Origin of the sequence: Embleya sp. NPDC005575 (assembly GCF_040605455.1) — a bacterium.
Classification (GTDB): Bacteria; Actinomycetota; Actinomycetes; order Streptomycetales; family Streptomycetaceae; genus Embleya.
Genome location: NZ_JBEXCV010000121.1, coordinates 1 through 21,770 on the forward strand (window position 1 = coordinate 1; position 21,770 = coordinate 21,770).

A 21,770-nucleotide genomic window follows, 5' to 3' on the forward strand; every position below is an offset into this window, starting at 1 on the left:
CCGGACGCCGGACGCCGGACGCCGGGTCGGGAGGGCGCGGCGTGTCGCCCTCCCGACCCGGGGATCAGGAGCCGGGCACGCCGCCGATCGCGGGCGGCGTCGGCGGGTTGCCCTCGACGACCGTGCCCAGGGTCTGCTTCCAGATCGCCTGCCACGAGCCGTCCTGGCCGATCTTGCGCAGCCAGTCGTTGACGAACGTCTTGAACGCGGCATCGTCGTGCCCGAGTCCGATGCCGTACGGGTCGGCCGTGAACGGCTCGCCGACCACGGTGGTGTCGGGGTTCTGCTTCACGTCCGCGACCAGAAGCGCCTGGTCCTGCACGTACGCGTCGCCGCGGCCCTGCCGAAGCGCGGTGACACACTCCGGGTCACTGCCGAAGGTGACCACCTTCGCATCCGGCGCGACCTGCTTGATCGCGGCGATGGCGGGCGTGTTGGCGCCCGCGATCACGGTCTTGCCGTTCAGGTCGGCCGGCGCCTTGATGCCGCCGGCGCCCTTCTTGACCAGGATGGCCTGGCCCGACGAGTAGTACGGTCCCGCGAACGCGACCTGCTCGGCCCGCTTGGGGGTGATCGTGTAGGTCTGGAAGACCACGTCGACGGTGCCGTTCTGCAGCAGCGCCTCGCGGGTCTCGGTGGCCGAACTGACGATCTTCACCTCGGGCTTGCCGATGATGTACTTGGCGAGCAGCCGGCCCATCTCGGCGTCGAACCCGTCGGTCTTGCCGGATATCGGGTTGAGCTGCGACCACAGCGGGGCGTCCTGGGAGCCGCCGACGATCAGGTAGCCGCGCGCCTTGATCTTGGCCATCGTGGAGTTGGGCAGGATCGCGCTGTCCGGGGCGACGTCGGCCTTCTTGGCGACGTCCTCGCCGGCGGGCTTGGCGCCGCCGGGCACGTCCGAGGAAGAGCCGCCGGAGCAGGCGGCCAGCGCGGTCAGGGACAGCGCCGCGAGGACCGCCGGGACGGCGGTGCGCAGGCGACGCGGGGATGCGGCGGCGCGCGGGCGACGCAGGGGGAAGCCGGACATCGGGGCCTTCCTTCGCAGGTGGGGGTAGGGGGACGAGGGCGTACGGGCCGCGGAGTGGAGCGGTGCTGCGATGGGCCGGGGTTTTCGCCGGCCCGGTGACCTGGTGATCCGGGGCCGTGGTGACCCGGGGCCTCGGACCGTCCGGTGGGCGCCGGGTGCCCGGGTGCGTCAGTGGCTGAGCACCTTGGACAGGAAGTCCCGGGCGCGGTCCGTGGTCGGTGCGGTGAAGAAGGTGTCGGGTGTGCCGACCTCGACGATCTGTCCGTCGGCCATGAAGACCACCCGGTCCGCGGCACGGCGGGCGAAGCCCATCTCGTGGGTGACCACGACCATGGTCATGCCCTCGCGGGCCAGGTCGACCATCACGTCCAGGACCTCGTTGACCATCTCCGGGTCCAGCGCACTGGTCGGTTCGTCGAAGAGCATCACCTTGGGTTGCATGGCCAGCGCCCGGGCGATGGCCGCGCGCTGCTGCTGGCCGCCGGACAGTTGCGCCGGGTAGTGGTCCGCTTTGTCGGCGATGCCCACCCGGTCCAGCAGCGCCCGGGCCTGCCGGTCCGCGTCGCTCGCGGACAGGCCCTTGACCCGGATCGGTCCGAGCGTGACGTTCTGCAACACGGTTTTGTGCGCGAACAGGTTGAACTGTTGGAAGACCATCCCCACTTCGGTGCGCAGTCGGGCCAATGCCCGACCCTCGGCGGGTAGTTCCTCCCCGTCCAGCAGGACCACGCCGGAATCGACGTTCTCCAGCCGGTTCAGACAGCGGCACAGCGTCGATTTGCCCGCACCGGAGGGGCCGATCAGCACGACCACCTCGCCTGCGGCGACGGTCAGGTCCACGTCGGTCAGTACGCGGACCGCCCCGAACGACTTGTTGATGGCGCGCGCCTCGACCATCGGCGTCAGTACGGCGGAAGAAGGCGACGCGGACTTCATCAACGCTCCATCTTTGTTCGGAATCGAAGTTTTGTGTGACAGTAGAAGTGGAATTCGAAGAAAGTCAATGCCTTGCTGGTTATTACCGGGTGTGCTATTCCTGTCACTGCCGTACCGCAGCAGGTGTGCCTCGAACGGAGTGGGACGTTGGCTGGAAGCGCGGGTGACCTGGTACGACTGGTGGCCAAGGGGCACGGTCGATCCCGGGCGGAACTCGCCCGATTGAGCGGGATGGCCCCGTCGAGCGTCTCTCTGCGTGTGGAGGAACTCATCGACGCCGGGTTGCTGCGCGAGGACGGCGAGGGCGCCTCCCGGGGCGGTCGGCGCCCCCGCCAGTTGCGCCTGCACGAGAACGCGGGCGTGGTGGTGGCCGTCGACGTGGGCACCCATCACCTGCGGATGGCGGTCCTGGACCTGGCCGGCCGGGTGCTCCTGGAGCACGAACTCCCCGGCGATATCACCGAAGGACCCGAGCAGGTGAGCGAACGCCTGCTGGAACACGTACGGATGACGCTCCGTCAGGCGACCGTCGAACAGCTGCCACTGCTCGGCGTCGGCATCGGCATGCCCGGCCCGGTCGATCCGGCCGCCGCCAAGGTGATCGCGCCGTCCCGGATGCCCGGCTGGAACGAGTACCCGATCGGCCGCCGGATGAGTGAACTCCTCGGCGTACGCGTGGTGGTGGAGAACGACGCCAATCTGATGGCGGTGGGCGAACACCGCTACGGCTGGCCGGATCGGGACAACCTGATGGCGGTCAAGGCCGGCACCGGGATCGGCTGCGGCATCATCGCGTCCGGGAAGCTGCACCGCGGGCGCGGCGCGGCAGGCGACATCAGCCACGTCCCGGTGCATGTGCCCGAACCGGTCACCTGCTCGTGCGGACACTCCGACTGCCTGGAGGCACATGCGAGCGGCGCGGCACTGCGCCGAACGCTGCGCGCCCAGGGCATCGAGGTCTCCTCGTCGCGCCAACTGGTCGAACTGGTCAACGACGGCGTGCCCGAGGTGACCACGCTGGTCCGCAACGCCGGCCGGCTGGCCGGCCAGGTGCTCACCCCGCTGGTGAACTTCTTCAACCCCGACGTACTCGTCCTCGGCGGCGGCCTCTCCGCGGCCGAGCCCTTCGTCGCCGCCGTACGCGGCGCGATCTACGAACGCTGCCTGCCACTGGCCACCCGCGACCTGGAGATCGCCACCGCTGTCACCGGTCGGGACGCGTGCATGCTGGGCGCGGGCGCCCTGGTCTTGGACGAGGTCCTGGCCAGCGAATGGGTGGACGACACCTTGTCCGCCCGCTGACCGGGCCGAGTCCTCGCGGTGGCGCCCGTGCCACCGCGCCCGGCGGCGAGATCCACCCCGACGTCGTCATGTGATGCCCACCCGGGACTCCGCTCCGAAGGCTCCCTTCACCTCCTAGGCGAGGGTGGTCGCGTCGACCTTGGCGGCCGGCCGTTCGCTCCGCGCCGGGTTGCTCGTCCGCTACACGGCCGGTGGCCGGCCGCTCCGGTCCCGGCGCGTGTGGTGCAGGGCAACGCGGTGCCCGCCCTCGCGTCGGCTGCCGTCGAGTCCTCGCGATCGGGCCCGGTGCGGACCGGTCGGGTCCTTCGGCCGCGTAGCGGACGTGCGTCCCGGCGGAGCGCCGGACGACCGCGGCTGCGGAGCAGACATGCGGTCGTCCACGGAGGCGCTTGTGCTCGCGCAGCCGCGGCACGCGAGCCCCGTGCGTCCATCCGCCGCGCGCCTACCAGCTCTCGTGGCGCCTGCCGCCCATCCCGACCCCTACGCCCATCCGCCGCCCCCGGCGGTGTCAGTTCTCAGGTCGGCCTTCATGATCGGCTGCGACACCCCGGGTGCATGCCGGTCGCGCGCCGGCGCCACGGCGCGATCGAGAGCGGCCCCGAGCGGTCGTGGTTCGACAGGAAGTGCGAACGACGGATCCGAACGTCGCACAAACGTATCATTCGATTACAGGTTGTGGTGTAAGTCGTGGGGCGGGGTAGCTATCGAGGTGCTCGACGGGCAACTTCGCGACGTCGGCGTCGATTGGGAGCGAACAATGATCCGCGTTCTCTTGGTGCACGACACGGAATTGATGCGATCGGCGCTGACCGCGCTGCTCGATCGCGAGGAGGACATCGAGGTGGAGGCCGATAGTTGGGACGGCGCACCGAATCGGGCCCGGTGCCAACGTCCGCACGTCTGCGTGGTGGATGTGGACTGTCCCGGGGCCGGGCAATTACCGCGACGCCCGGTCGATCCGGACTGTGCCCTGCTCGTCCTGGCCACCACCTCCCGGCCGGGCAGCCTCTGTCGCGCGGCCGAGGCCAAGGCCATGGGCTTCGTGGACAAGGACGCCCAGCCTCCGCAACTGCCGCGCGCGATCCGGCTGGTGGCCGCCGGCCGGCGCTACGTGGACGGGTCGCTCGCGCTCGACCTGCTGCGCGCCGCGAGTGCTCCGCTGACCCCACGCGAGATACGGGTGCTGACACTGGCCGCCGAGGGAGCGTCCGCTCCGGAGATAGCCCGCAATCTGCGGCTCAGTATCGGCACGGTGCGGAACTACATGTCCGCGATCACCCGCAAGACCGGAGCCCGCAACCGGATCGACGCCATCCGGATCTCGCAGGACGCCGGCTGGGTATAGACCGGCCCGGTCGGATCCGGGCGCACCCCAGCCCGGATCCAGACCCCCTGAGCGCCGCCGCCGCGCCCTGCCGCCCCCCGATGCCCGACTCAAATCCGCTCGGCGTGCCAGTCCCCGACCAGGTCCCGATACAGCGACGAGCGATCCAGGAGTTCCCGATGCGTCCCGCACACCGCGTGCACGCCGTCCAGGACCAGCACCCGGTCCGCCCGTCGGGCCGAACTGATCCGATGCGCGACCACGATCAGCGTCCCGGGCCGCTCCGCGAAGGCCCGTTCGGCGCGCCGTTCGGCGACCGGATCCAGGTGACACGTAGCCTCGTCCAACAACACCAGGGGCGCCGGTGACAGGTGTGCTCGGCCCAGGGCGATCAACTGGCGCTCGCCCTGCGACAACGACGCCGGCTCCACCGCCGCGTCGAGGCCGCCCAGCCGCTCGATCAGCGGCAACAGGCCCACGGCGTCCGCCGAGGCGGTCAGCGCCGATGCGGATGCGCCGTCCGGGCACAGATAGAGCAGGTTCTCCCGCACGCTGCCGGTGAACACGTACGCCTGCTGCGGGATGAGCACCCGCAGCCGGGACGGGTCGCCGCCGATCGGGCGGACCGGCCGGCCGGCCACGTGCACCTCGCCTCGGTCCGGTGCGAGCACACCCGCGACGATGGCAGCCAGCGTCGACTTGCCGATCCCGCTGGGGCCGACCACCACGAGGTGCTCACCGGGTTCGACGGTCAGGTCCAGATCGCGCAACACCGGCGCCGCGTTCGGGCCGTACGCGAACGTCACGCGGTGCACCCGCACGCGCGGTGGTTCGCCGGCCGCGCCCGGCACGCGTCGCGGCGCCGGCGCAACGACCGTCGGCCCGGCGGTGAGCCGATCCAGGACCACGAGCAGTCGGGTGCCGGCCGCGCCGAGCGCGTGCATCAACGTGTGCAGCGCCGGCAGCAGCGCCTGCGTGAGGTAGGTCAGCGCACCCAGCAACGCACCCGCGGTCAGGCCCCGGTCGAGCAGCCAGGGCGCGGTCACCAACAGCAGCAGGACCGGCAACTGTCCGGCCACCCCCAGCGCGATCGCCCGCGCGCCCGCCCACCGGGCCAACGACCGCGCCGCGCGCGCCTCGGCGTCGATCAGCTCGTGCGTACGTGCCGCGACCGAGTCGCGTGCGCCGCCCGCCAGTATGTCGCGCAGGCCCGTCGCGACCATCCCGAGTTGGGTGGACAGCGCCTCGTCGGCGTCCAGGAAGGCACGCTGACGGGCGGCCATCGGTGCCAAGGTGGCCAGGAAGAGAGCCAGTCCCAGCACCAGCGGTGGCACCACCACGACCAGCAACTCCGGTGCCAGCGCTGCCATCCCGACGAGGGCGCCGAGCGCCGTGAAGACGAAGGAACGGGCCACCAGGACCAGTCCGGCGAAGCTGTCCCGGGCGATCTCGCTCTGATTGGTCAGGCGGGAGACCACCGCGCTGTCCGCCGCGCGCGCCGGCGCGTCGATCGCCTCGGTCAATGCGCCGACCGTCACCCGTCGGACCAGCCCGTCGCGCAGCGGCTCGACCAGATCGGCCAGGGCTCGAAAGAGCCCACCCGTGGCCGACCCGCCGAAGACGATCGCCACCGCCGCAACGGCCAGCCAGGCCACGCCGATTCCGGCGTGCCCGGCCAGAAAGCCGTGATCGAGGGCCATCGCCACGCCGTAGCCGCCGAGGAACGTCTGCGTCGACTCCAGCAGCGACCAGCCCGCGAGCCGGACCAGCACCCACCTGCGCCGTGCCAGGAAACGCCGGGCCAGCACCGGCACGCGGGATCGACCGGCCCTCACGGCTCCTCCCCCGCGGAGTCCGGCGCGGCCCCGGCAGCCGATCCACCGACGCCCGGATCCGCGAACCCCGCCCGGCCGCGCGGACCTTCCCAGGCCCCCCGCACATCGCCCGGATCCGCGAACACCGCCCGGTAGCCCGGGTCTTCCCACAGCGCCTCGTGCGTGCCGAGCGCACGCACCCGGCCGTCCTCCAGCCACACGACCCGGTCGGCCCGCGCCGCCGAGGAGGCTCGATGGGCGATCAGCAGTCGGGTGCCCGCGCGGACGTCCCGGACCAGCGCCCGCCCGACCCGCAACTCGGTGACGCTGTCCAGGCTCGACGTGGCGTCGTCCAACACGAGCAACCGGCCGGCATGCGCGAACGCCCGAGCCAGGCCCAGGCGTTGCAGCTCGCCCCCGGAAAGCGGCGCGGTGCCCAGCGGCGCCGCATAGCCCTTCGGCAGGAGCCGGATGAAGCTGTCGGCGCCGGCTGCCTCGGCGGCGAATTCGATCTCACCAGGGGAGGAGGCGTAGGGGCCGAAGGCGATCGCCTCGGCGATCGTGTCGCCGAACAGGGCCGGCCGCTCGAAGGCGTACCCGACCTCCCGACGCAGCCGCTCCGGGTCGATCTCGGCCAGCGGTACACCGTCCAACAGCACCGCGCCCGCATCCACGTCGGTGAGGCGCCCGGCGACCGCGGCGAGGGTGGATTTGCCCGCGCCGGAGTGCCCCACCACGGCCATGGTGGTGCCGCCCGGCACGATCAGGTCCACGTCGCGCAGCACCGGCGTGCCGTTGCGGACGACGGTGACCCCGCGCAGTTCGAGCCGGCCCGGGCCGCTCGCCGAAAGCGGGTCGGCGCCCGAACACATCGGGGACACGGCGAGCAACTCGGCGGTGCGGCGGGCGGCGGCGCGGCTGCGTACCAGGGCGTTGAGTTGCCCGACGGCGGCGCCCAGGCCGGCGGCCAGCACGGCGTAGCGCGAGGCGGCGAGCAATTCGCCGACGGTCAGGTTGCCGTGGGTCAGTCGTACTCCGCCGACGGCCAGCACGGCCGTGGTCAGCAGCGGTACCAGGATTCCTGCGCCGGCCATGGCCCGTCCGTAGACGTGCCACATCCGCCTGCCCTGGTTGCCCAGTTCGGGTAACGGCGCCAGGATCCGGTCGAGTTCGCGTGCCGAGCTGCCGGCGGCGGCGATCGTGCGCGCGCCGCTCAACGCCTCGACGAGCCGGCCGGCGATGTCCGCCTGAACGCGCTGATAGCGGGTCACGCTGTCCGAGGAGTCGCGGACGAAGGCGCGCAGCAGCCAGGCCAGCAGCGGTACACCCGCCAGGAACACCGCGAACAGCCGGATGTCGATCAACGCGAGTGCGGTCAGGCCGCCGAGCGGTACGAAGAGCGTGGCCACGCCGTTTGCGACGGTGAGGGGAGCGGTGCTCGCTTCGGCGACGTTGCCGGTGAGCCGGGTGACCAGGTCGCCGGGGGTGCAGCGCTCGGCGGCGCGGTGCGGGGCGAGCGACAATACGTGGTCGATGCCGAGCCGGCGCAGCCAGGCGGCGGTCCGGGCGGTGACGATCCCCCCCAAAAGCGCCTCCGACGCGTCGAAGACGACCTCGGCGACGATCAGGATCGCGCACAGGGTGACCGCGCGGCGCGCTCCGGCGTCGTCGTCGAGGAGCAGGTCGAGCGCGTGGCCGAGGACGGCGGGCAGCGCGATCGCGACAGCCGCGGAGCCGGCGCTGCAGCCGAACACGGCTGCGGTGCGCCCCGCGCTGTGCCGGACGGCGCCGACCAGGAGCCGACCGCTTCCGTCGGTGGGCGCTTGTTCGGCGCGGTCGGCGGTCCGGCGCGTGGCGGCCATGTGCTGCGATTCCTCGCCTCCGGGTACGGGGTCGGCTCTGGGGTCCGCTCTGAGGGCGTACTTTCGAGAGCAGCGGTCCCGGGCGGAATGCCGCCGCCCGGGACCGCGTGGAACTCGTCACTTCGGGGAGGTCATCCCCGGGAGTGGGTGGGTCAGTTGCAGGTGACCAGGCTCAGGCTGCTGTTGCCGCACAGGAGCAGGCTGGCCCGGCTACCGCCACCGCCGAACTCGGGGGCCTCGTCGGTCTCCAGCGCCTGCAGGTCGAGAAGTGCCATGATGATCGTTCCTCTCGGTAGTGGTGCTCGATCGTTCGCAATTGTGCGCCGGCCCCGAAACGCCGGGCCGGTCTTGCTTCGATCCCCGTGAAGGAATCGGCTTCAGGGCCGCGGAGGCGGCGGGAGGAAGGGCAGTTGCACGGGTCGGTCGTGCAGGGCGCTGCCCAACGCGAGCAGGCAACCGGCGGTGCCGGTGCTCAGGTCCATCGACAGGCGCATCATCTGCTCACCGGCGAAAGCCAGTTGGCCCCGGTAGGGAACGGCGCCCCAGGACAGCGACTCGATCTGCCGACGGATGTCGTCCGGTTCGGTGCCGGGTCCGCCGGTGCTGGTGCGGCTCAGGTGCAGCACCATGCCCGCGGCACCGCGGAACAAGCCGGGCTGGGCGTAGAATTTGGCCTGCGCGGCGCGGACGATCTCGATGCGGGCCCGCTCGAACTCGGCGTCGGGGCCGTGCGCGAGGTAGTCGTCGAGGACCATCCCGATGCCCACGCTGCCCGCGCCCAGGTAGGGCATCGTGCGGTTACCCTCGTCGACCTGGAGGGTGCCGCCGACCGCGACCACACAGCGGGCCAGGTCGGCCCGCAGCGCTTCGGCGGCTGCGTCCAACAGGCCCACGTCGCCCGACCGTTCGTACAGTCGCAGGTAGAGCAGCGCGCTGCCGGTGGCGCCGTGCAGCAACCCGGCCCGGGCCGGTGCGGGGCCCGTGCGGGCACGGTCGGCGAGCTGCTCGGCGCAGGCCGACGCGTGGGTGTGCAGGCCGTGTTCCCCGGTGGAGGAGGCCAGCGCGTCCAGGGCCAGGCCGAGGCCGGCGAGTCCGCTGTGCAGGTCGGATCCCAGCGTGCGCCGGTCCTGCGCGAGGATCGTGTCGACCAGGTCCAGGGCCCGTTCCCGGTGGCCGAGTCGGTCCAGCGTCCAGGCGACGCCGGACAGGCCGTCGTAAAAGCCGATCGGGTTGCCGGAGGGCAGGTTCTCGGTGCTGCGCAGCAGCCATTCCTCGGCTGCCGGGAGCGGCTCGGCACCGGTCTCGGCCAGCGCGTACAGCACGCCGGCCGCACCGTATCCGAAGTTCGCGCCTCCGCCGGGCACGGCGAACTGGGCGATGTCACCCGGGAAACAGCGGTCCTCACGGTCCGCGGTGGCGGACGCGTGGATCGCGCGGGCCATCGAGTCGCGGCTGTTCGGCCAGTCGTCGAGGTCTACCGGGAGGTACGCGTGCGTCGGCCCTGGCCGACTCGGTGCCGGCGCGGTGGCCTCCGGGACTTCCTGCCGGTGGTACCCGCGCAGGATCTCCTCGACTGCCGCGTCCAGCCAACCTGCCGGGATCGGGAACTGCTCGGCGGCGATGTGGGCAAGGTGCCGCGCCTTGTTCCGATCCAGCGTGAAGAGGCTGGTCAGCGGCAGAAACAGGGCGATCCGCAGGCAGGCGAGGGCGTAGCGGTCCACGTCGGTGCCGCGCCGGTCGCGCGGGGCGACGAAGCCGGGATTGGCGACCACCTGTCGCGCGCTCTCGTCATCGACGGCGGCGGCCTCGAAGTCGAGCAGCGTAACCGCGCTCTCGTCCTCGGACATCATGATGTTGAACAGGTGCAGGTCGTTGAAGATCACGCCGCGGGCATGGATTTGCGCGATCGCGTTCTCCACGAGTGTGTACACGCGCATTGCCCACTGGGTGTACTCGGCCAGGCGCTCGGCCGAGGGGTCCGTCTCGATCAGCGGATGCCGGTGGGCGAAGAATGTGTTCAGCGGGCTGCCCTGGACGAACTCAAGTACCAGGAACCGGTGTTCGCCGAGGCTGAACCAGTCGTGCACCTCGGGTGTGCAGGCGAGCCCGCTCAGCCGGCGCAGCGCGTCGCGCTCGCGCTCCAGGCGGGTGACCGCGTCCGCGCCGTCCGCGGCGAGCCCGGCGTGCGGGCGGGCCTCTTTGAGGACGACCTGCTCGTCGGTGCGCAGATCCCGGCCGATGTAGACGCCGCCGCCGTTGGAGAAGTGCAGCGCGCGCTCGATCTTGTACGGGAGTTCGCCGACGGTGGTCGCGGAGCGGGCGGCCAGGTGCGGGCCCAGGAAGGCGGGCAGGTCGAGCCACGGCGGTAGCCGGAAGGTGGGCTCGCGGCGGTCGGGGACCAGCGTGCCGGTGTCGTCCTCGATCGCGGGACACAGTTCGCCGCGCTCGTCGTGGCAGTTGCGTTCGGTGAAGCTGCCGTACCGCAGGTAGACCGGTCCCTCGCCCCAGCGCAGGTCGCTGAGGATGTACGGGCCGGGCTCGCCGGCCAACAGTGCGGCCAGGTCCGTCGCGATGCTCCGACACTGCCCGTCGTCGGTGGGGTAGACGGTGACGAACTTCCCGCTCCCGGCTCGTTCGGCGTACTTGGCGTTGCGGGTGTGCAGCAGGTACGGGCTCGGCATGCACTTGAAGGCGATGCCGCGCGGGACGCAGTAGTCCCAGACGGCGGCGAGCACCTTCTCGGCGTTTCCCAGGCACGCGGAGACGTGGATCTTCCATCCCTGGGCGGGCAGCGGGCACTCGACCGGTCGGAAGGCGAGCCAGTCGCCGGAGCTGTGCCGCCGCCAGCCGTCCGGGAGTTCGCGGCGCGTGGTCCGGTAGGACGCCGCCGGACCGCTCTCGTCCGTGCGGAGTCGGTGCGGCGCGTCGTAGAACGTTCGATCGGCGTCGCAGTAGACCGCGTACCCCTTGTTCATCGCACTCCTATTCCCGTTGGCCGGGTGCCGTTGGGAACATTGCCGGCGAAGCGGAGCGGCCGGCAGTCGCAATCATCACGAAACCGCCATGAGGAACGCACGGGTCCGCACGTGAGGAACTCACGGGTGCGACGGCCGCGTCGCAGGTCGGCGCACGGGTGTGCCCGTCGGCGCGGCATGTCGCAGGGCCCGGACGACCCCCACGCTCAGCGGTCGTGTCGGCGATCGACCGGCGGGGCGTTGATCGTGGCGGGAGCGTGCGGGCAGCCCGGGGCAACTCGCGTGCACAGGCGGCGTGTCGCCGATTCGCGGGCGGGGCGCGACGGTGGTGGGAGCGTGCGGGCCTTGCGCAACTCCGTGCTCAGTGGTCGTGTTGCCGTTCGGCGGCGCGCGGCGGGGGCTTGCGGTGCTCAGTGAGCCGTGACGGTGAAGCGGACCGGAGTGCCGGGGATCGCCTGGGCGGCGTGGGCGAGGTGTTCCTCGGGGACCACGCCGATCACCGGGTAGCCGCCGGTGACCGGGTGGTCGGCCAGGAAGAGCACCGGGCGGCCGTCCGGGGGCACCTGCACCGCACCCAACACCATGCCCTCGCTAGGTAGTTCGCCCGTTCGCGCCCAGCTCAGCGCGGGCCCCTCGGTGCGCAGTCCGATCCGATTGCTCGCCGAGGCCACCGTGTAGCGCGCGGCGCCGAGCGAGGCCGGGGTGTCGGGGGTGAACCAGTCCTGGCGCGGGCCGAGGACCAACGGCAGCACGAGTTCGGTGGGTGGTCCCGGCCGACGGGACACGTCCGCGTCCGGCGGGGTGGGGCCGGTCGGCTCACCCAGCGCGAGCACGTCACGGTCGGCCAGCGGCGCCGGCCCCAGCCCGGAGAGCAGGTCCGTGGACCGGCTGCCCAGGACCGGCTCGACCGCCACGCCGCCGGAGAAGGCCAGGTAGCCGCGCAGGCCGGCGGTGGCCGGGCCGACGTCGAGCACGGCGCCGGCCGGGATCCGGATCGCCGCGCCCCACGCCACCGGGCGGCCCTGTACCCGGACCGCGCAGGGTGCGCCGACCACTGCGGCCACGGTGGTCGCGCGCACCCGCACGGCGGTGCCGGTCAGAGTGGTCTCCAGGGTCGCCGCGTCGGGCGGATTGCCGACCAGGCGATTGGCCAGCCGGTGCGCGGGTTGGTCCAGCGCGCCGGAGCGGGGCACGCCCAAGTGCGCGAACCCGGCTCGGCCCAGGTCCTGCACGGTGGTCAGGGCGCCGGCCCGGACCACCTCGACCGCGCGCGTGTTCATCGGCCCTCCTGCACGAAGTGCACCCGCACGCCCGGTGCGAACAAGGCCGCGGGCTCTCGGGCGGCGTCCCACAACACCGCGTCGGTGCTGCCGACCAGCTGCCAACCGCCGGGCGAGGAGCGCGGGTACACGCCCGCGTATTCGCCGGCCAGTCCCAGCGAGCCCACCGGCACGGCGGTACGCGGGGTGGCCCGGCGGGCCAGGTGGTAGCGCGCGGGCAGGCCGGTGAGGTAGCCGAATCCGGGTGCGAAGCCGCAGAAGGCGACCCGGAAGGCGACCCCGCCGATGATCTCGGGGACGCGCTCGACCGGCACCTGCCACAGGCCGGCCACCTCGGCCAGATCCGGCCCGTCGTAGCGGACCGCGATCTCGATCCGCTCGCCCGCCTCGGCGGACAGCGGCGGGATGCGCCAACGGGGGACGTCGGCGGCCAGCGCGGCGGGATCCGCGAGCCCGTCCAGCAGCACGGTGCGGGCGGCCGGGACGATCTCGCGAACCGTCGGCAGGGTTCCCGCGGCGCGTCGGCGCAGCAGTTCGGCGTGTAGAGCCTCGGCCCGGTCGGCGTTGTCCACCTCCAGGAGCAGCGCGTGTCGGCCCACCGGCAGGGCCCTCACGCGAACGGCTCCAGGGACACGTCGGCGGCCAGCAGCGCGCGGCGGATCCGCAGCGCCAGCTCGGCCGCGCCCGGGGTGTCGCCGTGCAGACACAGTGACCGGGCAGAGACGGCGACCCGCTCTCCCGTGATGGCGACGACGGCGCCCTCACGGGCCATCGTCAGCGAGCGGGACACGACCCGGTCGCCGTCCTCGACGACGGCTCCGGGCTCCCCGCGCGGCACCAGGGTGCCCTGCGCGGTGTACGCGCGGTCCGCGAACGCCTCGCGTACGCAAGGCAGTCCGGCGGACTCGGCGGCTTCGAGCAGGCGCGAGCCGGGCAGCCCCAGGATCGGCAGCGCATCGTCGGCCAGGAGCACGCCGGCGACCACCGCGCCGGCCTGGTCCACGTCCCACACCGTGCGGTTGTACAGCGCGCCGTGCGGCTTGACATAGGCCACCCGGGCGCCGGCGGCCCGCGCGAAGACCCCCAACGCACCGATCTGGTACGCGATTTCGGCGGCCAGCTCGGCGGCGGGCACGTCCATCGCGCGGCGGCCGAAGCCGGCCAGGTCGCGGTAGGAGACCTGCGCGCCGATCCGCACGTCGCGCTCGGCGGCCAGATCGCAGACCCGACGCATCGTGGCCGGATCCCCGGCGTGGAATCCGCACGCGACGTTGGCACTGGTCACCACGGACAGCAGCGCCTCGTCGTCGGTCAGCGTCCAGCGGCCGAAGCCCTCGCCCAGGTCGGCGTTGAGGTCGATCACGGTGGTGTTCATGCGCCGTCCATGCGCATCGCGGTGCAGATCATCTCGCACGCGTCGTCCAGGTAGCGCTCCAGCACCAGCGCCGCGCCGGCGGTGTCGCCGGCCGCGATCAGGTCGACGATCCGCCGGTTGCGACGCAGGAACGGTTCGTGCAGCGCGCGGGCCGAGGGCATGGCCAGGAAGGCCAGCCGCAGCTCGGCGATCAGCCGGGTCATGTACTCGTCCAGGCGCGGGCTGCCCGCCAGGGCGACCAGGGCGCGGTGGAAGCGCAGGTCGGCGGTGCCGACCTCGGGCCAGTCGCCGGCACCGGCCGCCGCCTCGCCGCCGGTGACCGCCGCGTGCAGTGCGGCGAGGCGCTCGGGGGTGGCCGTGGCGGCGGCCCGCAGGCCGGTGTCCTCCAGGGCCCGGCGGACCGCGTAGATGTCGGTGACGTCGTCGGGGTCGAGCATGCGGACGAAGACGCCGCGATTCATCTCGTGCACGACCAGGCGACCGTCGACCAGCGTGCGGAACGCCTCGCGCAGCGTGTTGCGGGAGACACCGAGGGCGGCGCCCAGGGCCTGTTCGGAGAGTCTGGTGCCGGGCGGCAGCGCGCCGTCGGCGATGCGATCCCGCAGCACCTCGGCTACGCGCTGTGCGGTGCCCGAGCGTCCGAGCAGGTCGCGATCGGCGGCAAGGCGTCCGAGCGTGTCGTCGGCAGAAGGCCGGGCGAGGTCGACGTCTTGGCCCATGTGGGGTCCCCCAGAGTGCGACGAGCGGTGCGGGAGGAGTGGATCATGTTGCCGCACCGTTCACAAGGTCTTGTGGGATTGTTCAACAATAGCTTAGCCTCCTCGGCACCTCCTCGTCCCCCTGTTCGAGGACCCGAGCGTGGAAGGCTGCGCAATGATTGTGCTCCTCGGCGTCCTGCTGGTGATCGTAGGGTTCGCCACTCGACGCAACCCCCTGCTGGTGGTCGGTGTCTCCGGCGTGGCCACAGGCCTGCTCGGTGACCTGTCACCACGCGAAGTGCTCGCCGCCTTCGGCAACGGCTTCGCCTCCAGCCGAGGCGTGACGATCTTCGCGATCACCCTGCCGGTGATCGGGCTCCTGGAACGCAACGGTCTTCAGGAGCAGGCCCGGACCCTGATCGCGCGGTTCGCCAAGCTCACCACCGGGCGCTTCCTGGTGTTGTACCTGGGCCTGCGTCAACTCACCGCCGCCGTCGGCCTGGTCAGCCTGGGCGGACCGGCCCAGACGGTACGCCCGCTGGTGGTCCCGATGGCCGAGGGCGCCGCCGAGCGCAGCCACGGGCTGCTCCCGGACAAGACCCGGGAGAAGATTCGTTCGCATGCCGCAGGCGCCGACAACGTCGGCCTGTTCTTCGGCGAGGACTGCTTCCTGGCGGTCGGCTCGATCCTGCTGATCACCGGCTTCGTGAACACCACGTACCACCAGCACATCGAGCCGCTGCACGTGGCGCTGTGGGCGATTCCCACCGCCGTCTTCGCGTTCCTCATCCACGGGGGCCGACTGCTGCGCCTGGACCGCACGTTGGCCCGCGAGTTCGCGGCGGTCGCCGCCGCCGGGCCGGTCGCCGAAGCCGCCGCCGCATCCGCCGTCGCGGGTCCCGCCGCCGGCGCCGTTGCCGTTGCCGAGGGGAAGCTCAAGTGATCAAGGTCGAGTGGTTCTTCTGGCTCGTCGGCGCCGTCTTCCTGGTGATGGCCGCGCAGATGCTCGTGGACCGCAGCAATCCCAAGCGGTTCGGCAGTGCCGCGTTCTGGGGCCTGCTCGGCACGGGATTCATCTACAGTACCCGCGTCGTGGAGAAGACCTCCCCGGCCGAACCGCTGGGCGTGGCCGTGTTGGTGATGGTGTGTCTGGCCGGCTTCGGCTTCACCGGCAAGGGCACCGTGCACAGCACCGATCGTGAGCAGCGGGTCGCCATCGCCGCCCGACTCGGCAGCCGCCTCTTCATTCCGGCACTGACCATCCCGGCGGTGGCGATGGTGTGCGCGGTGATCGTCAAGAAGTGGCACATCGGCTCCGAACCGGTCCTGCAAAAGGGCAGCGAGACCCTCCTGGGTCTGGGCATCGGCGCGATCGTCGCGCTCGTGGTCGGCATGCTCGTGGTCCGCGAGAAGCGGGTGAGCGTGCCGATCCACGAGGGCCGCTCGATGCTGGAGGCGATGGGCTGGGCCCTGCTGCTGCCGCAACTGCTGGCCACGCTCGGCTCGATCTTCCAGGTGTCCGGGGTCGGCAAGCAGGTCGGCGTGATCACCTCGAAGGTGCTGCCGGACGGCAAGATCTACGTCGCGGTGATCGTGTACTGCCTGGGCATGTTCCTGTTCACCATGATCATGGGCAACGCCTTCGCCGCGTTCCCGGTGATGACCGCGGCGATCGGCTGGCCGGTGTTGGTGGTCGAGGGCGGCGGCGACCCGGCGGTGGTGCTCGCGCTGGGCATGCTCGCGGGCTTCTGCGGCACGCTGTGCACCCCGATGGCGGCCAACTTCAACATCGTGCCCGCGGCGCTGTTGGGGCTCAAGGACCAGTACGGGCCGATCAAGGCGCAACTGCCCACCGCGGGCGCGCTGCTCGTGGTCAACATCGGCATCATGTCGGCCTTCGCCTTCTGAGCCCGCGTTCGCCCCGCCCCTTCCCCATCACCCGGCCGTCCCAGGAGAACAACAACCATGACCCGCGTACTCGTCACCGGATTCGACACCTTCGCCGGCGAGGCCACCAACCCATCGTGGGAGGCCGTTCGTTTGCTCGCGGACGCGCCCGAACCGGGCCTTGCGGTGACGGCGGTCAAGCTCTCCTGCGTGTACGGGGTCGCACTGGAGGAACTGCGGGCGGCCGTCGAGCGGGTCGATCCCGATCTGGTGCTGTGTGTGGGCCAGGCCGGCGGCCGGCCGGACGTGACCGTGGAGCGGGTCGCCATCAACATCGACGACGCCCGGATCCCGGACAACGCCGGCCGGCAGCCGATCGACACACCGATCGTCGAGGCGGGCCCCGCCGCGTACTTCGCCACGCTGCCTGCCAAGGCGTGTGTCGCGGCGGCCCGCGCGGCCGGCGTGCCCGCATCGGTGTCCCAGACGGCCGGCACCTTCGTCTGCAACCACGTCTTCTACGGCCTGATGCACCTGCTCGCCACCGAACGCCCCACCACCCGCGGCGGCTTCGTGCACGTTCCGTTCTCCTGCGACCAGGTCACCGACCGGGTGGCCCCCTCGCTCCCGCTGCCCACGATCGCCGCCGGCCTGCGCGCGATCATGACCACGGCCGCCACCCGCACCGACGACATCACCGCTTCGGGCGGCGCCACCCACTGAGAACCGCGCCGGCTCGGACCGTTCAGTCGTCCGCCGCCGACCAGAACATGCCGACCTCGTCATCGGAGACGACCACGAGTGCGATACAGCCCGCGCCCAGGCCGACCAGGTTGTTGGAGCACTGGACGAAGTCGTGATCGCGCGCCGCGAGCGGGGTGGGACTGTCGTTGACGTAGTACCGGGCACGGCGACCGAAGCGGTCGAGCAACGTCTCCGCGGCCCGGATCGCCCGCTCGTCCTCGCGGGTTTCCATATCCCAACACGACGTCCTGAGGCATTGTGCCGCCGCCATCCAACCCACCTCGTCGAGTTGGGGCAGGAGAGTGTGGCCCTCGGTCACGCCGAACTCGATCCAATCGACGGCCATGTTCGCCCACCCGCGAGGATCCGAGTCGTACTCCGTGGCCGCGTACCAACCGTCCGGCCCGGCCTCGTGCCGACGCCGTTCGAACCGCTCCACGTTGTGACGCCGCATCATCTCCGCGGCGACGCGAGCCCAGGCCCGATTGTCGGGAACATCGGCGATGTGGAATGGGTACGTTTCCGGAAGGTTCAACGCGTACGCGCGCCACGGACTCGGTCGCGGTCCCCGCGGTGCGACGCGGACCACCTTGAGGTGATCGCGGAGTTCATCCAACGCGGCGGCCCAGGCCGCCGCCTCCGGCGTCGATGTCGTGCTCATGAACCCGGAACGACCGTTACACGACGCTCGTTCCCACCGGCGCCCCCTCGGCGGGCACTTGCGCCGGCGAGGCGCGCCACCAGCGCCCCACCGACGCCCCGCCGGTTCGCCGATGGACCCGGTCGCCTGCGGCTATCGGCCGGGTCGCGAACAGTCCGAGACCCTCGATCAGGGAGGCGCGGACCACCACGTGCGGGGTGAGCCGACACGTGGATGGATATTGGTGGGTGGTCATCTCGCTCGCTTTCGACGGGTGACTGCTCGGTGGGTGCGGGTCGACGGTCCCCGCCGCGCATCCCGCTCCCGGATGCGGCCGTACCCGCCGCCGGCGGGTGGCTGTCGGGGCGGGGGAGGTCAGGCGGCCACACCTGCGGCGACGGCCGGCTGGTCGGTGTTCGTCGTGGGGGCGTTCGCCGCGAGCGCCTCCGCCGTCGGTGCGTCCGACTTCGGGTCGCGGATCAGGATCAGCGCGAGTGCGGCGGCGGCCAGGACGCATGCGGCGCCGGCCCAGAATCCGGCCGACATCGCGCTGGTGAATGCCTCGCGGGCGGTCTCGGCCAGGGCGTGCTCGCCGGAGGCGTCGGCCAAGGCGAGCGCGTCGGAGATCGACTGCCTGGCCTGCTCGGGTGCCGAGTCGGGCATCGCGCCGGTGTAGGTGCCGGAGAGGATGCTGCCCAGTACGGCCACGCCGAGCGCGGCACCCGCCTGCTGCACGGTGTCGTTGAGCGCCGAGCCGGCGCCGGCGTGCTCGGCGGGCACCGCGCCCATCAGGGCTCCGGTCGCCGCCGGCATCGCCAATCCGCCGCCCATGCCGATCAGCACCATGGCCGTGGACAACATCCCGAATCCGGCGTCCGAGGGCAGGCTCGCCAGCGCGCCGAACCCAGCCGCGATGACCACCAGGCCGACGGCGGTCATCGGCCGGTTGCCGATCCGGTTGCCGAGCGTGGCGCCGATGCCGTTGAACGCCAGCGAGGCGACCGCCAGCGGGGCGAAGGCCAGGCCGGTCTTGCTGGGCGAGTAACCGAGCACGAACTGGAGGTACTGGGTCAGGATCAGCATCAGGCCGCCGTTGGCGAAGGTCAGCAGGACGAGCGAGAAGCCGGCGCCGGTGAAGACGCGGTTGCGGAACAGGGCGAGCGGGATCATCGGGTGCGGCGTACGGGTCTCCCAGATGCCGAACGCCACCAGGCAGACCACGGCCGACCCCAGCGAGAGCTGCGTGCTCGGGTGCGTGAGGCCCTGCTTCGCGGATTCGATGATGGTCCACACCAGCGCCGTCATGCCGACCATCGACAGCAGCATGCCCACCACGTCGGTCCGGCGCGCCGGACCCTTGGACTCGGGCATCAGCACGATCGCGGCGACGATCGCGACGAGCGCGATCGGCACGTTCATCAGGAAGATCGCGCCCCACCAGAAGTGCGCGATCAGCACCCCGCCGACCACCGGACCGCCGACCAGGCCGACCATGGCCACCGCGCTCCACGCGGTGATCGCTTTGCGTCGCTCCTCGTCGTCGAAGACGGTGATCAGGATGGACAACGTGCTCGGCATGATCAACGCACCGCCGACGCCCATCAGGACCCGGCCGGCGATCAGTTGCCCGGGATCGGCGGCGAAGGTGGCCGCGAGTGAGGCGATGCCGAAGATCGCCAATCCGATGATCATGACCCGCCTTCGACCGAACCGGTCGGACAGGCTGCCTGCGGTGAGCAGCAGGCCGGCGAAGACCAGCACGTAGGACTCGATGATCCATTGGATCTCCTGGGCGTTCGCCCCCAAGTCCTCGGCGATCGGCGGGATCGACACGGTGAGCACCATGTTGTCCACGACCAGGACCAGCGTGCTCAGGCACAACACGATCAGGATGAGCCAGCGGCGCGGGTTGCGGTTTTCCATGGTGGGCCCCCAGATGTCGGTACTGCTTCGATGTTGCGTACGCCGTGCTCTTCTTGCGAACACTGTACGCATGAAAGAACGATGTGCGCAATGCGCGAACACAGTGCGCATACGCCTTCGCGTGTCGGGTGTACGCAGAATGCGCACGGTGTGCGCTAGCGTCGGGCGCAGAGCACGAGAGCAGTCGTGCCGGCGGATGAGAAGTAGCGAGGGGCCGTATGTCAGGCGATCAGAAGTCGATCGATTCCGTGTGGACCCGCCCGCGGCGGCAGCGGGAGCAGCTGAGTCGGGAACAGATCGTGGCCGAGGCCGTGCGGCTGTTGGACGAGGAGGGCTTGGAGGCGCTGAGCATGCGGCGCCTGGGCACCCGCCTGAATGCGGGGGCCACGTCGCTGTATCGGCATGTGGCCAACAAGGACGAGCTGATCGAGTTGGTCGTGGACGAGGTCTACGGCGAACTGGACGTGCCGGACGTGAGCGATCCGGCGAACTGGCGCTCGGCGGCCGGCCGGTGCGCGTACAGCCTGCGGGCGATGGTGCTGCGGCATCCCTGGGTCGCCTCGCTGCTCGGCCAGGTGGGCCTGGCCTACCTCGGGCCGAACGTGCTGCGGCTGTCCGAGCGCATGCTGGCCATGCTCGACACCGCCGGGTTCCCCGCGGCGGAGACCCATCGGGCGATGAGTACGGTGCTGGCGTACGTGATCGGGATGGCCACCGCCGAGGCCGCCTACATGTCGATGCTCGTGCGCAGCGGTCGAACCGAGCAGGAGTGGATGGCGAGCCTGCAGTCGAGCACCGAACAGGTCATGGCGGAGCATCCGCGGCTACTCGAGGGGCAGCAGGCCCATCGCAACCGGGATCCGGAGCAGGCCCGCGACGAGAGCTTCGACTACGGCCTCCAGCGGGTGCTGGACGGCTTGGCGGTGCGGTTGGGCTAGTGCCGGCCGGTGCGCCCGGTGGCGGCTCCGCCCTATCCCGCCGGTTCGCGCGCCGTGATCAGGATGTCTGGGGCGTCTCCTCGCGACCGTCGTGCGGCCCGGGTACGGGTGGCGGTGACGGCGAGGTCCCGGCGGTGGATGCCGGCCGACGTTTGGATCGCGCGGTCTTCTCGCGTATCGCCTCGGCGCGCAACCGCCGCTCGTGTCGACGGGTCGTCACCACCACCACGACCACCACCGACAGTGCGCCCGCCGCGTGGGCGAGCGCCAACATCATCCGCCCGTGTACGAAGCCCATTTCCAGCTCGATCTGCCGGTCGGTCGGGCCGTCCCATGGTTCGCCCATGATGCCCAGCAGCCGGCTCATCGTGGTCACCCCGAGCACCACCACGGCCGCCGCGGCCACCGGTAGAGGGCGGATCGCGGTGAGCCGGGCCTCCCGCGTCCAACGCGCCGGACTGCGCGAACCGCCGAATCCTTCCGATGGCCCGTACCAGGACTTGCGGTTCCGGGACACCAGGACGGCCCACCACACGAAGAGGACGACCATCGCCACGCTCGTGACCAAGAGCACCGTCACCGCCACGCCGGTGGCGCCGTTCCCACGTGGTGCGAGCTGCGCGGTCGCCCGCAGGGCTTCCCGCTCGGCCGGTTGGTCGATCCGCGACGCCAGGTCGGTGCGCCAGTTCCGGTACACGAAATAGGCGAACAGGTCTGCGACGACCATCGCCGTCGACGACGCGGCCGCCGCGACACCGACGCGCCGCATCGAGGCCGGCCGCAGGGGAGGCGGTGGGAGAGGTTGTACCCAAACCATCAACGGCGGCGCATCGCCGGATCGATCGGACACGGCCGGTCCCCCCGTTCGGGAAATGCTTCGTACCCCAAGGATCGTGACGCGGCATCAGGTCGACCAGACCGCCGGCCGCTTCGTACGCGAACCGTCACCATCCCGCGACGCGCCTCGTCCGCGAACCGGACAAGCGCTTCGGCACGTCCGACGCCGGTGCGCGAAGCGCTGCTCAAAGCCGGGCCGACTCGG

20 protein-coding genes are annotated in these 21,770 nt (G+C 71.6%); 6 read left to right on the forward strand and 14 right to left on the reverse strand.

The genetic code is table 11. From position 1 onward, the window contains the following. Window positions 1-64: 64 nt before the first annotated feature. Both ABZS54_RS30865 and ABZS54_RS30870 read right to left on the reverse strand, forming a co-directional pair. The gene (locus ABZS54_RS30865; RefSeq protein ID WP_355543378.1) at window positions 65-1,030 is read right to left on the reverse strand and encodes a glutamate ABC transporter substrate-binding protein; all 966 of its coding nucleotides are present in this window, start codon (window positions 1,028-1,030) and stop codon (window positions 65-67) included. Between the two features lie 168 nt (window positions 1,031-1,198). Further along, window positions 1,199-1,966 (reverse strand): amino acid ABC transporter ATP-binding protein, encoded by a 768-nt coding sequence (locus ABZS54_RS30870; protein WP_355543381.1) that lies wholly within the window; start codon window positions 1,964-1,966, stop codon window positions 1,199-1,201. A gap of 147 nt (window positions 1,967-2,113) precedes the next feature. On the opposite strand from ABZS54_RS30870, the gene ABZS54_RS30875 reads away from it, so the two are divergent. Both ABZS54_RS30875 and ABZS54_RS30880 read left to right on the forward strand, forming a co-directional pair. After that, on the forward strand, window positions 2,114-3,268 hold the full coding sequence (locus tag ABZS54_RS30875) for an ROK family protein (RefSeq protein ID WP_355543383.1): 1,155 nt from the start codon (window positions 2,114-2,116) through the stop codon (window positions 3,266-3,268). Window positions 3,269-4,025: 757 nt separating this feature from the next. Then, entirely contained in the window at window positions 4,026-4,613 is a 588-nt protein-coding gene (locus ABZS54_RS30880; RefSeq protein ID WP_355543385.1) for a response regulator transcription factor, read from the forward strand. An 89-nt stretch (window positions 4,614-4,702) separates the two neighbouring features. Here the strand turns inward: ABZS54_RS30880 and ABZS54_RS30885 are convergent, their stop codons facing one another. The 8 genes from ABZS54_RS30885 to ABZS54_RS30920 form a co-directional block, all read right to left on the reverse strand. Further along, window positions 4,703-6,400 carry an ABC transporter ATP-binding protein gene (locus ABZS54_RS30885; protein ID WP_355543447.1) on the reverse strand — a complete coding sequence of 566 codons (1,698 nt, stop codon included), beginning with the start codon at window positions 6,398-6,400 and terminating at the stop codon, window positions 4,703-4,705. Window positions 6,401-6,423: 23 nt separating this feature from the next. Continuing rightward, window positions 6,424-8,268 carry an ABC transporter ATP-binding protein gene (locus tag ABZS54_RS30890; protein ID WP_355543388.1) on the reverse strand — a complete coding sequence of 615 codons (1,845 nt, stop codon included), beginning with the start codon at window positions 8,266-8,268 and terminating at the stop codon, window positions 6,424-6,426. Window positions 8,269-8,420: 152 nt separating this feature from the next. Further along, entirely contained in the window at window positions 8,421-8,543 is a 123-nt protein-coding gene (locus ABZS54_RS30895) for a SapB/AmfS family lanthipeptide (protein WP_355543391.1), read from the reverse strand. 102 nt (window positions 8,544-8,645) lie between these two features. Beyond that, the gene (gene lanKC, locus ABZS54_RS30900; protein ID WP_355543394.1) at window positions 8,646-11,243 is read right to left on the reverse strand and encodes a class III lanthionine synthetase LanKC; all 2,598 of its coding nucleotides are present in this window, start codon (window positions 11,241-11,243) and stop codon (window positions 8,646-8,648) included. Window positions 11,244-11,653: 410 nt separating this feature from the next. Beyond that, the gene (locus ABZS54_RS30905) at window positions 11,654-12,523 is read right to left on the reverse strand and encodes a biotin-dependent carboxyltransferase family protein (protein WP_355543397.1); all 870 of its coding nucleotides are present in this window, start codon (window positions 12,521-12,523) and stop codon (window positions 11,654-11,656) included. Beyond that, window positions 12,520-13,137 (reverse strand): carboxyltransferase domain-containing protein, encoded by a 618-nt coding sequence (locus tag ABZS54_RS30910; protein ID WP_355543399.1) that lies wholly within the window; start codon window positions 13,135-13,137, stop codon window positions 12,520-12,522. Before ABZS54_RS30910 ends, ABZS54_RS30905 begins: the two co-directional genes overlap by 4 nt. Then, window positions 13,134-13,898, reverse strand: a complete 765-nt coding sequence (locus tag ABZS54_RS30915) for a 5-oxoprolinase subunit PxpA (RefSeq protein ID WP_355543402.1) — start codon at window positions 13,896-13,898, stop codon at window positions 13,134-13,136. The genes ABZS54_RS30910 and ABZS54_RS30915 overlap by 4 nt, the downstream gene beginning before the upstream one ends. After that, window positions 13,895-14,617: a GntR family transcriptional regulator gene (locus ABZS54_RS30920; protein WP_355543405.1), complete on the reverse strand. Its 723-nt coding sequence runs from the start codon at window positions 14,615-14,617 to the stop codon at window positions 13,895-13,897. The genes ABZS54_RS30915 and ABZS54_RS30920 overlap by 4 nt, the downstream gene beginning before the upstream one ends. A gap of 154 nt (window positions 14,618-14,771) precedes the next feature. Here ABZS54_RS30920 and ABZS54_RS30925 point away from each other — a divergent pair, with 154 nt between their 5' ends. The 3 genes from ABZS54_RS30925 to pcp are packed head-to-tail and all read left to right on the forward strand — an operon-like array spanning window position 14,772 to window position 17,206. Then, complete coding sequence (locus ABZS54_RS30925) at window positions 14,772-15,539, forward strand: DUF969 domain-containing protein (RefSeq protein WP_355543408.1); 768 nt, start codon at window positions 14,772-14,774, stop codon at window positions 15,537-15,539. Continuing rightward, the gene (locus ABZS54_RS30930) at window positions 15,536-16,504 is read left to right on the forward strand and encodes a DUF979 domain-containing protein (protein ID WP_355543411.1); all 969 of its coding nucleotides are present in this window, start codon (window positions 15,536-15,538) and stop codon (window positions 16,502-16,504) included. The genes ABZS54_RS30925 and ABZS54_RS30930 overlap by 4 nt, the downstream gene beginning before the upstream one ends. A 57-nt stretch (window positions 16,505-16,561) precedes the next feature. Continuing rightward, on the forward strand, window positions 16,562-17,206 hold the full coding sequence (gene pcp, locus ABZS54_RS30935; RefSeq protein ID WP_355543414.1) for a pyroglutamyl-peptidase I: 645 nt from the start codon (window positions 16,562-16,564) through the stop codon (window positions 17,204-17,206). Between the two features lie 22 nt (window positions 17,207-17,228). On the opposite strand, the gene ABZS54_RS30940 is transcribed toward pcp, so the two are convergent. The 3 genes from ABZS54_RS30940 to ABZS54_RS30950 all read right to left on the reverse strand — a co-directional run bounded on the left by ABZS54_RS30940 (window position 17,229) and on the right by ABZS54_RS30950 (window position 19,790). Beyond that, on the reverse strand, window positions 17,229-17,888 hold the full coding sequence (locus ABZS54_RS30940) for a hypothetical protein (RefSeq protein ID WP_355543417.1): 660 nt from the start codon (window positions 17,886-17,888) through the stop codon (window positions 17,229-17,231). A gap of 16 nt (window positions 17,889-17,904) precedes the next feature. Continuing rightward, on the reverse strand, window positions 17,905-18,123 hold the full coding sequence (locus ABZS54_RS30945; RefSeq protein WP_355543420.1) for a hypothetical protein: 219 nt from the start codon (window positions 18,121-18,123) through the stop codon (window positions 17,905-17,907). A 119-nt stretch (window positions 18,124-18,242) separates the two neighbouring features. Beyond that, complete coding sequence (locus ABZS54_RS30950) at window positions 18,243-19,790, reverse strand: MFS transporter (RefSeq protein ID WP_355543423.1); 1,548 nt, start codon at window positions 19,788-19,790, stop codon at window positions 18,243-18,245. A 218-nt stretch (window positions 19,791-20,008) separates the two neighbouring features. Between ABZS54_RS30950 and ABZS54_RS30955 the strand changes: the two genes are divergently transcribed. After that, window positions 20,009-20,728: a TetR/AcrR family transcriptional regulator gene (locus ABZS54_RS30955; RefSeq protein ID WP_355543426.1), complete on the forward strand. Its 720-nt coding sequence runs from the start codon at window positions 20,009-20,011 to the stop codon at window positions 20,726-20,728. Window positions 20,729-20,786: 58 nt separating this feature from the next. Here the strand turns inward: ABZS54_RS30955 and ABZS54_RS30960 are convergent, their stop codons facing one another. Next, window positions 20,787-21,497 (reverse strand): hypothetical protein, encoded by a 711-nt coding sequence (locus ABZS54_RS30960; protein ID WP_355543429.1) that lies wholly within the window; start codon window positions 21,495-21,497, stop codon window positions 20,787-20,789. Window positions 21,498-21,770: the final 273 nt, after the last annotated feature.

What these genes read in the sequence shown, in the direction of transcription:
- ABZS54_RS30895 (WP_355543391.1), bottom strand. Translation starts at nt 8,543, where the DNA reads ATGGCACTTCTCGACCTGCAGGCGCTGGAGACCGACGAGGCCCCCGAG.
- lanKC (WP_355543394.1), bottom strand. Translation starts at nt 11,243, where the DNA reads ATGAACAAGGGGTACGCGGTCTACTGCGACGCCGATCGAACGTTCTAC.
- ABZS54_RS30905 (WP_355543397.1), bottom strand. Translation starts at nt 12,523, where the DNA reads ATGAACACGCGCGCGGTCGAGGTGGTCCGGGCCGGCGCCCTGACCACC.
- pcp (WP_355543414.1), top strand. Translation starts at nt 16,562, where the DNA reads ATGACCCGCGTACTCGTCACCGGATTCGACACCTTCGCCGGCGAGGCC.
- ABZS54_RS30870 (WP_355543381.1), bottom strand. Translation starts at nt 1,966, where the DNA reads ATGAAGTCCGCGTCGCCTTCTTCCGCCGTACTGACGCCGATGGTCGAG.
- ABZS54_RS30890 (WP_355543388.1), bottom strand. Translation starts at nt 8,268, where the DNA reads ATGGCCGCCACGCGCCGGACCGCCGACCGCGCCGAACAAGCGCCCACC.
- ABZS54_RS30960 (WP_355543429.1), bottom strand. Translation starts at nt 21,497, where the DNA reads ATGCGGCGCGTCGGTGTCGCGGCGGCCGCGTCGTCGACGGCGATGGTC.
- ABZS54_RS30955 (WP_355543426.1), top strand. Translation starts at nt 20,009, where the DNA reads ATGTCAGGCGATCAGAAGTCGATCGATTCCGTGTGGACCCGCCCGCGG.
- ABZS54_RS30915 (WP_355543402.1), bottom strand. Translation starts at nt 13,898, where the DNA reads ATGAACACCACCGTGATCGACCTCAACGCCGACCTGGGCGAGGGCTTC.
- ABZS54_RS30950 (WP_355543423.1), bottom strand. Translation starts at nt 19,790, where the DNA reads ATGGAAAACCGCAACCCGCGCCGCTGGCTCATCCTGATCGTGTTGTGC.
- ABZS54_RS30940 (WP_355543417.1), bottom strand. Translation starts at nt 17,888, where the DNA reads ATGAGCACGACATCGACGCCGGAGGCGGCGGCCTGGGCCGCCGCGTTG.
- ABZS54_RS30920 (WP_355543405.1), bottom strand. Translation starts at nt 14,617, where the DNA reads ATGGGCCAAGACGTCGACCTCGCCCGGCCTTCTGCCGACGACACGCTC.
- ABZS54_RS30925 (WP_355543408.1), top strand. Translation starts at nt 14,772, where the DNA reads ATGATTGTGCTCCTCGGCGTCCTGCTGGTGATCGTAGGGTTCGCCACT.
- ABZS54_RS30865 (WP_355543378.1), bottom strand. Translation starts at nt 1,030, where the DNA reads ATGTCCGGCTTCCCCCTGCGTCGCCCGCGCGCCGCCGCATCCCCGCGT.
- ABZS54_RS30945 (WP_355543420.1), bottom strand. Translation starts at nt 18,123, where the DNA reads ATGACCACCCACCAATATCCATCCACGTGTCGGCTCACCCCGCACGTG.
- ABZS54_RS30880 (WP_355543385.1), top strand. Translation starts at nt 4,026, where the DNA reads ATGATCCGCGTTCTCTTGGTGCACGACACGGAATTGATGCGATCGGCG.